16 protein-coding genes are annotated in these 14,341 nt (G+C 41.4%); 2 read left to right on the top strand and 14 right to left on the bottom strand.

Features of this window, described 5'->3' with window-relative positions:
* Positions 1-14: 14 nt before the first annotated feature.
* The 12 genes from tadF to ACE1OE_RS14810 are packed head-to-tail and all read right to left on the bottom strand — an operon-like array spanning position 15 to position 9,380.
* Positions 15-539 carry a tight adherence pilus pseudopilin TadF gene (gene tadF / locus ACE1OE_RS14865; RefSeq protein WP_449211521.1) on the bottom strand — a complete coding sequence of 175 codons (525 nt, stop codon included), beginning with the start codon at positions 537-539 and terminating at the stop codon, positions 15-17.
* Positions 536-1,024, bottom strand: a complete 489-nt coding sequence (locus ACE1OE_RS14860; RefSeq protein ID WP_102467852.1) for a TadE family protein — start codon at positions 1,022-1,024, stop codon at positions 536-538. Before ACE1OE_RS14860 ends, tadF begins: the two co-directional genes overlap by 4 nt.
* Positions 1,025-1,029: 5 nt before the next feature.
* A complete protein-coding gene (locus ACE1OE_RS14855; protein WP_449211520.1) occupies positions 1,030-1,743 on the bottom strand; it encodes a tetratricopeptide repeat protein in 714 nt (237 codons plus the stop codon).
* 2 nt (positions 1,744-1,745) lie between these two features.
* Entirely contained in the window at positions 1,746-2,594 is an 849-nt protein-coding gene (locus ACE1OE_RS14850; RefSeq protein WP_449211519.1) for a type II secretion system F family protein, read from the bottom strand.
* A complete protein-coding gene (locus tag ACE1OE_RS14845; RefSeq protein ID WP_102467915.1) occupies positions 2,591-3,493 on the bottom strand; it encodes a type II secretion system F family protein in 903 nt (300 codons plus the stop codon). The genes ACE1OE_RS14850 and ACE1OE_RS14845 overlap by 4 nt, the downstream gene beginning before the upstream one ends.
* Positions 3,493-4,770, bottom strand: a complete 1,278-nt coding sequence (locus ACE1OE_RS14840; RefSeq protein ID WP_102467855.1) for a CpaF family protein — start codon at positions 4,768-4,770, stop codon at positions 3,493-3,495. The genes ACE1OE_RS14845 and ACE1OE_RS14840 overlap by 1 nt, the downstream gene beginning before the upstream one ends.
* Entirely contained in the window at positions 4,767-6,008 is a 1,242-nt protein-coding gene (locus ACE1OE_RS14835) for an AAA family ATPase (RefSeq protein WP_372060264.1), read from the bottom strand. Before ACE1OE_RS14835 ends, ACE1OE_RS14840 begins: the two co-directional genes overlap by 4 nt.
* Positions 6,008-6,481, bottom strand: coding sequence for a hypothetical protein (locus ACE1OE_RS14830; RefSeq protein WP_102467857.1), 474 nt, complete (start codon positions 6,479-6,481; stop codon positions 6,008-6,010). The genes ACE1OE_RS14835 and ACE1OE_RS14830 overlap by 1 nt, the downstream gene beginning before the upstream one ends.
* Positions 6,478-7,812 (bottom strand): type II and III secretion system protein family protein, encoded by a 1,335-nt coding sequence (locus ACE1OE_RS14825; RefSeq protein ID WP_449211568.1) that lies wholly within the window; start codon positions 7,810-7,812, stop codon positions 6,478-6,480. Before ACE1OE_RS14825 ends, ACE1OE_RS14830 begins: the two co-directional genes overlap by 4 nt.
* Before the next feature lie 26 nt (positions 7,813-7,838).
* On the bottom strand, positions 7,839-8,681 hold the full coding sequence (cpaB, locus tag ACE1OE_RS14820; RefSeq protein ID WP_449211518.1) for a Flp pilus assembly protein CpaB: 843 nt from the start codon (positions 8,679-8,681) through the stop codon (positions 7,839-7,841).
* Positions 8,682-8,692: 11 nt separating this feature from the next.
* Entirely contained in the window at positions 8,693-9,157 is a 465-nt protein-coding gene (locus ACE1OE_RS14815; RefSeq protein WP_449211517.1) for an A24 family peptidase, read from the bottom strand.
* Positions 9,158-9,170: 13 nt separating this feature from the next.
* Positions 9,171-9,380, bottom strand: a complete 210-nt coding sequence (locus ACE1OE_RS14810) for a Flp family type IVb pilin (RefSeq protein WP_449211516.1) — start codon at positions 9,378-9,380, stop codon at positions 9,171-9,173.
* 329 nt (positions 9,381-9,709) lie between these two features.
* Between ACE1OE_RS14810 and ACE1OE_RS14805 the strand changes: the two genes are divergently transcribed.
* Positions 9,710-10,564: a LysR family transcriptional regulator gene (locus ACE1OE_RS14805; protein ID WP_449211515.1), complete on the top strand. Its 855-nt coding sequence runs from the start codon at positions 9,710-9,712 to the stop codon at positions 10,562-10,564.
* A gap of 140 nt (positions 10,565-10,704) precedes the next feature.
* Positions 10,705-11,514 carry a transglycosylase SLT domain-containing protein gene (locus tag ACE1OE_RS14800; RefSeq protein WP_449211514.1) on the top strand — a complete coding sequence of 270 codons (810 nt, stop codon included), beginning with the start codon at positions 10,705-10,707 and terminating at the stop codon, positions 11,512-11,514.
* A gap of 27 nt (positions 11,515-11,541) precedes the next feature.
* Here ACE1OE_RS14800 and ACE1OE_RS14795 read toward each other — a convergent pair whose 3' ends face one another.
* Positions 11,542-13,095 (bottom strand): hypothetical protein, encoded by a 1,554-nt coding sequence (locus ACE1OE_RS14795; protein ID WP_449211513.1) that lies wholly within the window; start codon positions 13,093-13,095, stop codon positions 11,542-11,544.
* A 289-nt stretch (positions 13,096-13,384) separates the two neighbouring features.
* The gene (nagK, locus tag ACE1OE_RS14790) at positions 13,385-14,293 is read right to left on the bottom strand and encodes an N-acetylglucosamine kinase (protein WP_102467865.1); all 909 of its coding nucleotides are present in this window, start codon (positions 14,291-14,293) and stop codon (positions 13,385-13,387) included.
* Between the last annotated feature and the right edge of the window lie 48 nt (positions 14,294-14,341).

The following is a 14,341-nucleotide window of genomic DNA, read 5'->3' as shown; positions in this document are numbered from 1 at the left end:
TTAGGTACTTCATGTTACCTCCCCGCCACGACTGAACTTGATGTGATCGTGAAAGTAGGTGTCCCAGAGTCTCCCCAAAAATTTGCAAACCAAGAATCCTTTTGGTCACACAAACTCACTTGATACAGTGAGTAAATTGTTCCGTCTTCTACTGGAGCTAGCGCCCCTTTTTCTGAAATATCCACCGCCTGGCAACCCAAGGCTTCAAACGGGGCACTTGTAAACACATCAACTGTCGATTTGTTATGCAGTGCTTCAATCTTGATAGCAAGGTTAGTCTCATCTTTGTCGAGCATGCGATAAGCCAACTGTCGCATGTCCGTTTGATCTGAGTCACTCAGAGAAGAAACGCCACCATAAAATCGAGTGCGTTCTTTTAGTATGTTGACGAGAGCAAAGCTGGTTCTATCCAACTGCGCTCTCACCAATAATTTATGGCTGATGTCTGTCATGAATAAATAGATGCCAGCAAATATAAGCAGCACGATCATCAGTTCAATGGCAAAAGCGCCTTGTTGGGATTGTATAGGGTGCTTCATAACTGCTCCCCCCAACCTTCATGCTCAAGGTTTAGCACTGTCGTTCTTGAAATAGTTTGTGGCTCGTTACCGAACAGATTTACGATCGGCGTATATTCATAAGATAGAGTCAACTCAGCAAGCGTGTACTGCCCGGTAAAACTGGGATCATCTTCCGACAACCCAGTATTATTGACGAATTCTGAATACGAATTGAAGTACTTACCCGTCAACGTGAAGTTTTCATGTGGCGTCATAAACGACCACAAATGCCCATCGTCAGTCACTAAGTCATCAATTCGGCTTTTATAATTGTCATGGGTGCTATCCCCTGCATAAAATTGAGTATTACGCACAGTTTCTCTCAGAGCGTATTCCACTAAGTTATTGACATAAATATGATAACTGGCTTCGAAGATCATCAGCGTCGTCAAAATCAATGCCATGGCACCAATTGAAAACTCGACTGTTGTCACCCCTTTTTGACGTGATTTATGAGCACCCATAACAACTAACCATCAATGTTGTAGAGTTGTCTCGAGATTAATGACACTTGTGTTTCTGTATAATCTCCACTTAACAACTCTCTAGCTTGTCCAAATTGGCCAAGTTTGAAAAAAGCGATTGCCAAATTCGCCTTGACCACCTCATTGCTTGGATTCTCTTTGAAAACGGGTGCCAAAAGCTCAGTCACTCTTGCATATTTGCCTTGCGCCAAATACACAACCGCTAGATTGTTTTTGACGGCTACATCATTATGTCCTTTTAATCTTGCTTGATTAAATTGCTTTTCTGCTCGTTCAAAGTTATCCAATTTACTGTAAGAAATTCCCGATAAAACATGAATTTCACTGGTTTTATTACCGAGATCAACCGAGCGTAAATAACGTTCGATCGCCTGTTTGTCTTCGCCTCGTTTATCATGAATCTGCCCGCGAAGTTGATACAACTGCCAATTGCTGACCCCTTTATCTAACAAATGGTCAGCATAAAAACGAGCGGATTCAATATCGCCTTTGCCATAATAAACTTTGGCCAGTTCTTGCGTGACTTTCAGGTCTTCAGGGCTTTGTTGTAGGTGCCCTTTATAATGCTGAATCAAACCTTCGTGGTTATCGACTCTTTCCATGCTTGCGACCATCTCCTGATCCGTCGGTGCATTACTCGACGCACAACCGAGAAGCCATGTCGTAGTCAGAATTAGTAAAATCCATTTAGTATTCATGATCATTTTCCTACATTGAAGTCCACCTGCATCACGCCAGGTGCAAGAATCAAAATGACGATGGGAAACATAATGAGCAAGATGAGCGGAACACTCATTTTTGCCGCTAACTTCCCAACCTTTTCCTCAACCTTTAATAACTGAATTCTCCGCATGTCTTCCGCTAAATCACTTAATATATTGGCAACCGAGGTACCGTAATGCAGGTTTTGTACAATCGTTAAAACAAAACTCTGTACCTCTGGCGCAGGTAATCTAACGTTTAAATCATTTAGCGCTTTCTCTATACCGTGAATTTTGCTTGCGTCTGACGTTTTCTTGATTTGATAACTTAAGTCTTTATCGAATGCCTTTAATTCCCCGTGCAAGTAGCTAAAAGCCGCTTCTATCGTCATACCGGTTTGCACACACACCGACATCATGTCCAACAAATAGGGCAAGCTGCGGGAGATCTTTCTCACCATGTAACGTTTTCGCATCTCCAGTAACAAATCGGGGACCACAATAATGCTCACTAGAGCGATCATCAAAGCGACTAACTGGTTGATGACTGGCAGACCACTGAAGAAGATGATGATCGCTACCAAAGTGGCAACGATGACCTTCGCTGGTAGATAATATTTCGCGAGATTTTTGTTGTAATACCCCGCATCCAGTAGCTTCTGCTCTAAATCTTTTCTCTGCTCCTTCGCGAACCCAATAATAATTCGATTGGTTTTAACCGGCACCAAAGGCTGGTTTTTAATCATCAACGTCGATAAACGTTTATGGCGAGCATGTGAGCGCATCCCCTCACTCACCATGAACACAATTGCAAAAACGACAAATAATATACTCGCAATCAAAATCATAGCTTCACCGCCTTAACCAGCAACCACACGATAAATAACCCCAATAACTCGCTACCCACTACGTAATACAAGACGTACACACCTTCAGGGTCATGCAGAATAAAGTTGATATTGTCCGGGCTAACTTGATACAAAATAATGGCAAATATGAGGGGTATCGCAGCCACAACCTTGGCTGAGATACGTGCTTCTGACGTCATTGCCATTTTTTTCGTTTCCATCGTCCTCGCGTCTACCAATACTCGAATAAGTCGCGCCAGCACGCCTCTTAACTGACCACCTCGGCTAATGTTGGCTCTAAGTGTAATGGTGAAGAAAATAAACTCAGGATATGGAAAGCGCTTAGCGGCTCGTAACAACACTTTTTCAGGGGTCTCTCCAAGTTTGAGTCGGTCGCCCATATTCTTAAATTCACGACCTATTTCATTATCAAGATTCTGACCAACAAAACTGATTGCCTGCATCAAACTTTCACCGGCCGTGATGGCGCTCATCAATATATTCAACGCATCAGGAAAGCTCTGCTGAAAGAGCTTACGTCTCCGCCCGAGCAGCCATTGATAGCCAATAAACACTAATCCAATCATGACGAGAATGGAGATGACAATGGCGTTCGTTTTTAAGAACTGAAACCCGATATACCAAGCAACAAATCCACACGCCATTAAGTAGGTAAAGACCAAAAAGTTCGCTCTAGGACCCAAGCTCTGGGCCGAAAATTTAAAAGAGTCCTGCGCTCGCTTAAAGCCTTTTTTGGGCACCAATGACCCTACATTGATTGCAGAAGCAGACTCCACATCCGTTTCTGAATCCGGGAAATAATCACCAATTTTGTGCTTTTGTCCTGTCATCAGCATGAGTGCAACCACACCAAACAACACAAGTGAGAGCCAAATCATCATAATCTCGCTCCTTGGAATGAACTCATCAGTTCATCATAAAGGCCGTAAAACTGGGCCTTTTTGACAAGTTCCGAGCGCTGCATAATGCCCTGGGTAACAAACTTACCTTTTACCGCTTCACCATATCCTGACTCTTGGTAATCAAAACGATAGAGCTCCTCCATCACTACACTGTCGCCTTCAAGCCCGACGATTTCAGAAATGTTCGTAATTTTTCGCGTACCATCCCGCAATCGACTAATCTGCACGATCATTTGAACCGCACTAACAATGGAGCGGCGAATAGCATCGAGGGGTTGGTTGAGATTTGCCATCATGATCATCGACTCAACACGACTGATGGCGTCTCTTGGTGTGTTGGCATGCAGGGTTGACATCGAGCCATCGTGGCCCGTATTCATAGCCTGGAGCATTTCAAACGCTTCGGGTCCACGGCACTCCCCTAAAATAATTCTATCGGGGCGCATCCGCAGCGCGTTAATAACCAAATCTCTTTGCGTCACAACGCCGGTATGTTCGATACTCGCGGCACGAGTTTCCAAACGTACGAGGTTAGGTTGTTGAAGGCGTAACTCGGCGGCATCTTCTATCGTGACGATTCGTTCATCTTCCGTAATGTACTGAGACAATGCGTTGAGCAAAGTGGTTTTACCTGAACCAGTACCACCAGAGATCAGTACATTCATGCGACAACGAGAGGCAATAGATAATACCCTTGCCATATCAATCGTCATCGACCCAAAATCAACCAGGTCTTCAACGCCAATGGTCTGCTCTCTAAATTTCCGGATAGAAATAGACGTTCCATCTAACGCAATCGGTGGAATAACAATATTGACACGACTGCCGTCTTCTAAACGTGCATCCACGGTAGGAGAAAGCTCGTCAACACGACGCCCTACTCTTGACGCAATTTGCTTCGCGATCGCCAGTACTTGCTCTTCGCTTACAAAGGATATCTCTGATCGTTGCAACTTACCGTCTCGTTCAAAAAACACGTCAGAAGGCCCGTTGATCATGATATCGGTAATACTCTGGTCTTCAACGAGAGGCTGAATGGGCCCGAGACCGAACAGTTCATCCATCATACTTTTGACCAAACCGCTCTTCATCATGGCGGTAATCGGTCGCTCGAAACTGTTTGCCAATACATCTACCGCACTGCGGATTTGGTGCTCAACCTCTTTTTCAGAGAGCGTTTGAATCGCTTCCGGATCTAATGCTTCAAAGATCTGGGAGCGAAAAGCAACATAAATTTCTTTATTAGAGCTCATCGGATACCCAACCTTTGTAGTAGTCCTTTACTTTTATTCGCCGAACGTCCGTTAACCAACCGAACTAATTGTTCAATCGATTGGTTTACGTGTCTATCGTGTTTATAGGCACGCTTACCATCAACGTGGAGGTGAGGCAGGTTTTTGCAATAGTTGAAATCCAGGTCGACACTAGAGCCTAAGTATTTTTCTAACTCATCGCGCTCAATGACAAAACTTTTATCGGGTCTGTGGTGATTCACAACGGTGATAATACGAGTACGTTTTCGTGTGGCATCTCGTATCGCGTCAAGACTCGCTATAATGGATTTGGCTTTTCTTACCGCGGCAACTGAAGGCTCAACGATAATGGCAATCACGTCATAATTTTCGACAAGCAGGTTACAATCCACTTGAAAATCAACGCTGCCAGAGAAATCTTCAACAATAAAATTGGTATTTCGAGTCAGTAAGTCGCAAAGTGTCTGATTATATGCGAGCAGGTCACTTTGAGAAGCCTCCCCTTGAAGCGACAGCAGTCTGAGATCTCGACTAACTGGATGTAAATAATTGACGGCCCCATCAAGATCCAGCTCATGGAGCGGTACTGAAAACTCATCTAATGCTCTAGGCGTATGGTCGGTTAACCCCAATAGCACATCTATGTTGCTGTCATTGTATTGGTGGTCGACCAGAATGGTATCCACCCCATCGTCTGCCATCTTGGCACTTAATTCGGTAGCAATGTATGACGTCCCGATGCCCCCTTTACTTCCTACTACCGCGACTCGTTTCGCTCTTCGTTCTTTGCTCACGCCCGAGTATGACTTCAGATCATTATGTACGTGCATAACAAATTCAGCGAACTCGTATTTGTTAATCGGCCAGAACACATAGTAAAAACCCATGCCCTTGAGTGAACGAAGCGTCGATATTGCGTCTTCTTGGCCGATAATCACCACCCCTTTATGGGTGGGTAATGTTGCAGCGATCGCTTGAGCATCTTCAACAACACTGGATGATTCATTGAGTTCAACAATAATCAAATTACTATCTTGCTTTGCATAAAACTGGCTGTCGACTTTATGGTTATCCACACTATTTGGGGCATCCCACCCTTCAAATTCAAATAACTCTTCGACCAATGTTTTGCATTCTTGTGTTTGAAAAATCAATGCGCAACCCGTTGGACCAGAACTGATCGGTATCTCTTGTTTTGACGCTTCAACTTCAGGAAGTTTTTTCGTAATATCGAACATTAGATTCCCTCCACTAAACGTTCTTTATGCGCTACCTGGTGTACTCTCGCCGCTTCAGAAAAACAATTTCGACTCGCGTTATCTGATTCAATCCTTGAGGGTTCACACTTTTTCATCACCAACGTGTGAAAGGTAATGGTGAGCTTAACGTCACTCGCTAGCGTGCTGTTTTGCGTGACCGCGAACGCCTCGGCTCGATAAGGTAATAGTTTTTTATCCGCTAGCGATGCATCGAGTAATTTTTTGGCCTTCGCATTTTTGTATTCAATGGAATACGACGCGCCAGAGTCAATCTCATCAACTGAATCAAAGATTTGAGATAATTTATCGATAGCTTCTGCTTTCGTTTTTGCAGTAAATTCATAAACGTGCTGTTCTGGATAAACCAACATTTCCGCTCCCTTACCGTTGTAGTAACGTTCACTACACCCCGTAAGCAAGAGAGTGATGAGCATTCCTTGCCATAGTTTCATTGGATAAATCCCCCTTTAGATAACAGCTCAATCGTTGGATTATCTCCGCTGTTAGTTTCTTCTGGTTCCGAAATATTCAACCAACGTCGTAACGTGTTCGTCTTGCTGATATAAGGAAGCTGGATATCTCTTTTCTTCATCGGCTTCACAAGGTTCACTGTCGCAACGATAAGGAGTTCGGTTCGACGACGATCCGTTGATGACTTTCTAAATGCAGCACCCAAAACTGGAATGTCACCAATAATGGGCGTTTTCTGGATTTCTTCGAAGTCAGTACTGCTCATTAATCCACCCAATACGAAGCTATCACCATCACCAAGCTCTATCGTTGTCATCGCACGACGAGTCGCGAGCTGTGGGACTTCAATGCCGGCCGCACGAATGTAACGCTCGACCTCGCTGACTTCAGGAAACAATTGCATGCGAATTTTTTCTTCAGAAAGTACTTTGGCGGTCAAATCCAATTTGATACCAAACTCTTTAAAGGTGATATTGACGTTATTGTTAGTCGAGACAATTACTGGGATTTCTCCACCAACGAGGAAGCTCGCGGATTCGCCTGAAATAACGGTAAGATTAGGTTCGGCTAATACTTGAGCAACATTTTCATTACCTAGCGCGGTGATAAGTGTGGTGAGATCGGCGGCTTCAAATTGCTGAAATAAGAACTGCCCAACATTTGCACCAAGTGATGACCAATCCACGCCGACCGTTTCGGCAAAACGCTCCGTGACCTGAGCTACCGATATTTTTACGTTAACTTGTTGCACTGTCGCGACTTCCAGCTGCTCTAAGATGCCTTCCCACGTCATGTTTCGTGCAAATATCATGCTTTCTGGTTCTTCTAAACTGACATAATCAGTTTCAAATTCTAACTTCTGAGAATCCTCCCATCGCTCCGTTTTTTCTCGCCCTAACAACGTCGCTATCATCCGATAAATATCATCACGTTGCTGCTCTGAATGGACAATCCCACTCACCGCGACTTGGCTTCCAACAGATTCAATCTTTATATCCACGTCGGAGAAGTGAAGCTTTACCTGACGACGAACTTGGCTTAAGTCAATGTCAGCAATAATCCGATCAGACATCAGCAGTTTCTCAGACGCCCCATAAACCATTAGGCGGGCTTGGCCGACCGCTTTTGCAAACACTACAATAGTGGTCTCGTTAATTACGTTGTAATCAACGACATCCGGGTCACTAATAAACACTTTCGTAATACGTTCATCCAATTCGATGTGTTTAGCGTCATTAACGGTTATATATTGTTGCCCAGCATAGGCATGGAGAGAGCAGGCGAATAATAATATTGCCGTAAACGTGTGCATCCAATGCACTTGATAATTGTCGTCCATTACAATTCACCTCCACGTCCATTCTTGTTTTTGGAGCCTCGCATTTCTTCTATGCCGATGTAATTACTCATTACATTTCTGACATCGGCATACACAGGTTCTTCATATTCTCGACTTCGGTACACTTCAAGGTGCATGGTTCGCTGTGCAAGCGCTAATCTCGCGACTTCAGTAGGTGGGATCTCAATAATAATGGTGGTAAAGCCATCCTCTTGATTCCCTACAACTGGTTTTACTTTTTGCTCGTCATCCTCCGTACCCATGTTGAGAACCTTGACGTTTTGTAGGAATAATGTCGCTGTCACGCCTTTAAACCGGATGGGCTTTTCGACAGCACCAGACAAGTTGGAGCTTGGTGAACTCACCGTCAAAATATCGATGCGTTCACCTGGACGAATAAAATCACTGATCAAGTTTTTGTTACTCACTACAAGTGGGTACAGCGTCATACCATCAGTGACAAGTAAATCAATGTAGCCGGGATCGCTTTCTCGAGTAATGTGCTCAGGGAGCACAAGCGTCCCTTGAGGAATATCAGTATTAAATAAGGTGGAAGGGCTAAAATCGAGCTCCACATCTGAACGCAGACCTTCATCCAACGCTTTAGTTAGTAGCATTTGTTCGCGCTTGAGGACATCTGTCGTTATCGCCTCACCCCGCTCTATCGTATTGATGGATCGCCAAACCGTTATATATTCAACAGTCTCTTTTTTAGTTTGTATCGGGTCTGCTTTGACCACAACGGGCGCACCGTCTTTGTTATTCAATACGCTATCGTAGATTCCATAGCCACCAACTAATATAGCTATGAGAGCGACGAACATTATTATTCGAGATCTCATAATTTCACCTGTTAAATATATAAGTTACATATCGCATTAAAAAAACCAAAACTAATCGCTAAACCGTAAGGTAAGCCCATCTCACCACTTTCTGGGACTAATTTAAAAATACGGTATTTTAGCAAGTAAAACATTGCGAGAACCCCTCCAATAATAGCCACATTAAAAATAGCAACGCCTAAATAATGAAATGGAATAGCAATTGAAAAAGCAATCATCAACTTAACATCACCACCACCTAATATTCTGAAACCAAAAGCAATCAGTGTTACCACACAAACAATCACGGCACTTAACAAATGTTCTACAGCACCTTGCTTAGACTCAGATAAAAGAAGAATGGAACAAGTTAAAATAACAACACCATAGATGTTACTTATTTTTCGTAATGCAACATCACTTGCACAAATCAGAGCACTAGTAATGAGCATTACGAAGATAAGTATCAAATCAAATTGTGTATTCTCAGATAACAAAATTGTATTATTTCTAAGAGCTAGCGTTAGTTATATTCGTCGCCACTGTACCAAATGCCGTTTTTAGATTTTCTACAAATCCTCCGTCAGCAGTTAACACCGCAGCCAACAATACAGCCATTGCTACTGCAATTAGTCCATATTCAATGGCGGTAACACCTCGATTATCTTCCTTAAGACCAGTAAGAAAGTTAGTCGCTTTTACATATAGTTCAGTCATCATGGTAATATTCCCTCTATCAACTGTTTGCACTTAGCATTGATAACTGTAGGAGCTGGATCACTGTCTCAAAAGTGAACAGTATCGAGGATACCGATAGTGCATATTAATAAATTGAATTCCCTTCTAAGTCTATCGCATTAGTAAAAATTTAAACCTAATAAAATTCATATATATAAGTACAAAAAACTAATTTTACAAATTGGTTTAAGTACAATAATTCATAAAAATAAATGTGACACTCGTCACGCTTTATGGATATTAGCATTCAACATTCACAGGGAATGTTACGCTTTGAAGTAGGAATGCTAAGTGAAATAGGGATGCAGATAATGAAGTTACCATTCGATAATTTGCTCTCTTTTCATGCAGTTGTTAGCTTCGGATCGTTCAGTAACGGTGCAAGAAAACTTGGAAAATCTCAGTCAACCATATCAGGTGCGATTAAGAACTTAGAAAACGAACTTGACTATTCGCTGATTGACCGCAGTAAGAAGTCGTTGACGTTAACAGACAAAGGGAAAAAAATTTACCAGCTTTCAGCACCTATCATTTCCAAATACTATGAGTTAATTCAAGTCGCAGAGTCTCTTCATGATAGCGACACTAAAAAAATCCGCATTGGTATCGACCCATTAATATTTAATGATGATGTGAAACAGGTGCTTATCGAGTTTTCTGAGATATTTCCGGATACAGAGCTTACGGTATTTACAAAACCGAGCCAAATTCTGGGACAGTACATACACAATCATAAAGTCGATATCGCAATTGGTAACCCTTATCATAAGACTGAATTATCCTTTAATATAGATGAGTTATTTAAAGTTAACTGCAGCTGGGTGATTCACAAGGATGTCTCAACTGACTCAAATCTTGCTTCAATGCGTTTATTATTAATCGATGGATGTGAGAGTTTTGTGGATATCTCCAGTATTGCAAAGCACAATACTTGGATACTTGATGATACCAGCACGATATTAGACCTTTGTTTAGCTAAAAAAGGTATCGCTTTTCTACCTCATCACTTAATTAAAAACCACAACCGGCGTGCTGATCTTATTACATTTTCTGACGAAATTAATTTGTTTGGTAAACAACTTTACGCATCTATGTTTTGGCCACTCCATACCGATTTCACTAGGCAACATCAATGGATTCATAATAAACTACGTAACGCTCACTAGCGCTAAAAAACCAAATTTAACACCCTCCACAAAACTAATGGACAATTCCATTCTATTCCACCTTTATCAAAAACAAGACGGTTTCTTGTCGCGTAGATAGCTACCATTACAATTGAATCGAGGAGATGCGGAGGGGAAAAATGACGAGTGTGTGCGGAAGTCCCAGAGTAATCATACCAACCATTTGTGTGTGTGTGATGATAGTTTGTTGTACTAAATTGGCCATTGCGAGCGAACTTACTGCGCTAGAAAGTAAAACATTACCGAGCATTCATCACAACTCAACAAAGCAACTAATCGTCAAACCAAGAACATCGTCTGGTAAGTACAAAAACAAACCATCTTCTATCGTGGAATTACGAGGAGGGCTTACGTCCTCTAAATATCTGACTAAACAAACGAGCAACACCAACCCTCATAAAAAGGCGACTCAATACTTCCCTATCATTCAAAAAGCATCTCAAGCATGGGATATCGACGTTAGCTTGATACTTGCTGTTATTCATGTAGAGAGTTATTTTGATCCTAGAGCCCGCTCCCTTGCTCCTGCCTTTGGTTTGATGCAAGTAATGAAAGATGGAGCTGTTGCTGAAATTTCTCAACGTTATTATTCTCAAACGACGTTCACAACTGAGCAATTATACAGTCCAAGCATTAATATTAACATTGGAACCGCTTATTTAAGTGTCTTAAAATCGCATTATCTTAACGGGATCCACTCCTCAGTTTCTAAAGAGTGGTTAGCCATAGCTGCTTATAATTGTGGTCCATCAAACTTATTCAAATATTTTAAAAGAAACAACTCTGTTGAAACCTTTTCATCTACAGTAAACAGAATGACTGACACTGAAATATTCAATTATCTAATTTATGACTTTCCTATTAGTGAAACTAGAGATTACGTAAAAAAAGTAATCAATAGGCAGCGTAGCTATCAAAACAAACTATAACCCTACTTTCAATCGATATAAAATAAACTACTGTTTCTTTCTAATATACACTTCGAATATCGTAGTTTTGACTTTAGACTGTTCAACTTTCACATAATTAGAAAATATATTCCTAAACTCAATATCTTCTAACAAAACATGAAACAAATCAGTTTCACCATAACGTTTATCCGTTTTTTCTCTTTGATGAACTACCAACAATTCAGGCTGATAACGATTCATGTCGTTCACTGTGGTTTGTTGAACAAATTTGAGTACCTTTCGGTGTTTATCATCTTGTCTGTTTTTCACCGCCAATGGCAGCATCCAATAATTGGGTTGCTTGGCCAACGATATAAGTCCAGAGTGAATCGGTATGGTATGATGAGGATACATCGACGTTGAGGCAATGAAAATTATATTATCACCCCGTGTTGCATGTCTATCGACTAGCTGTGACAACCGAAGTACTTCTGGTTCTACAAATAACTCTTTAGATAAATTTTGTTTATTAGAAATAAATTGATTCCAAGCTACATTATAATCAACTTGATAGTTGCGAAAAATGTCTTTGTGTTGAAAGGTCACTATGGGAATAAATGCAACCAATAACAACGCTACATTTCGAAAAGATGGTTCTCGTTTTATTTGTCTAAGCTGCAAAATAATAGCCATATAGACCAAACAAAACGAGAATGTAAGAGTTGGTATAAGGTGGTATCCAAATGCTGTTCTGCCTGCGACAAATGCGCCTAAGCTTGCAACAAAAAAAAGAAACACAAGAAATACCAGATCATTATCTTCCATTGTTTTTCGTACCACAAAATATGGTATCATCAGAACTAAGAAAACAACCGATGCCGTAAGAATTACTTCGAATAAATTAGCAAAATTCACGCTGTAATAAATGCTCGCCAAAGGTACAATAACATCCAAATACTCTGACTGGTAAGCAACTACAACATACAAATAGATTAAGCCAACAAGAAAAACTGTCGCTATTTCTTTCCAGCGAACTATTCCCCTTTGTTTAACAACGCTATATATTTCGGCAACAACGAGAACCAAACAATATTGAGGTTTTAAGCAAATTGATATTGCCACCATAAATAATGAAACCAAACTTGATAATTCGAATGGCTTCCCCTCTCTTGAACGCAAAATATTTGAAAGATAAACCACTAGACCAGCCGCAATTAAATGTTCGCGCTGACCATAGACCGACTGTGAGACAGTAAAAAGACTGAGTGCTAGCGAAAACACAAGAAAAATTCTTTTATTGATCGAAAATATATCTGTATTGAACCAGGTGATCGTAATCGATAGCAGTAGGTATACGATAACACCTACTCGTAATGAAGAAATATCACTTATATAACCAAAATTAAAAGGAAGTAAAAATACTTTGTAAATATAAACAATCAACGGTGGGTTCACTTCATAGAAGTCTCGATAAAAATGGCTTAACCCAGTGTTTTTTGCCATATTTAACAAGAATGCCACATCACCATTTAGTGGCATCAAGGCTTGTACCATCAATGTATGCATGGCCATTATCAAAATTACTAAAAAAAGTAATTTCTCTTTTAATGAGTCTGACATTCCTGCAGTTCCTTCCTTGCGTTCACCCCTAATACATTAACGATTAGCAGTGACACGCAATAAAGAACAGTTCAAAGTGAACAAACATGCCATTGTCTTTAGATTGCTACAAATACAAACAACAGTCGCTTCTTTACTTTTCCACTATCTTTTTAACTACCATACTGTTGCCTTAACTTGATATGCACGAATTTTTTGAAACACAGAAGAAATCATAAAAAAACCAATGACTTTCACCATTGGTTTCTATTACATAACGTTTATAGACCTTTACGGCCATGATAAATCGTTATTTGATATTCAAGAACGCCGCACCACGCACACCACCAGAGTCGCCGTGCTTCGCCTTAACGATTTTCGGGCACTTCGCCACAGACATTAGATACTTAGGCACACGTTTAGGCATTTCTTCGTAGATAAGTTCGTAGTTTGAAAGGCCACCACCAAGCGTCACGACATGTGGATCGTTGGCTGTGAAGATGTTCGCAAAACAAATGGCTAGCAGTTCCATGAACATATCAACAAACTCGGTTGCAGACGGGTCGCCCGCTTCTCGCGCCTTGATAATATCAATCGCTTTCTTCTGCTCACCGTAGTAGTTCGCATAGAGAAGCTCAAAACCTCGACCCGATAGGTAGTTATCTAGGCAGCCTTTTTTACCACAGCCACAATCAAGCAACGGCGCTTTTTCGCCTAGGTGGAACCAAGCGTCGATAGGCAAACGCATATGACCTAATTCACCAGCGACGTTGTTACGGCCTGAAAAGACTTTACCTTCATAGATAAGCCCGCCACCGAATCCTGTACCCAAAATCAACCCCATTACGGATGGTGCATCTTTTAGTTCATCATCCCATGCTTCAGAAAGTGCAAAACAATTCGCATCATTCTCGAGCTTCACTTCTCTACCGATTAACGCTTCTAGATCGCGGCGTAGTGGTTGTCCTTTCGCACAAGCGATGTTCACCGTTAGTACCGTTTCATCATCCGCATCTTCCATTCCTGGAAGCCCAAGTCCAACTTTTCCTTCTACCCCGAGTTCACGGTCATATTTCGCGACTAAACCAGCTAATGTATCAAGTAGTACCTGGTAATTATCACTTGGTGTAGGGACACGTTCAGTAGCGACTCGTTCTAATTTCTCGTTGAATGCACCAAACTCAATTTTTGTGCCGCCGACATCAAAGCCGTAATACATAGAAAACTCTCCTTGCTAACCCAAAATACGGGTAAAAATAAGATCACT

It is taken from the genome of Vibrio sp. E150_011 (genome assembly GCF_053544015.1).
This window is presented reverse-complemented; position numbering and strand designations above follow the sequence as displayed.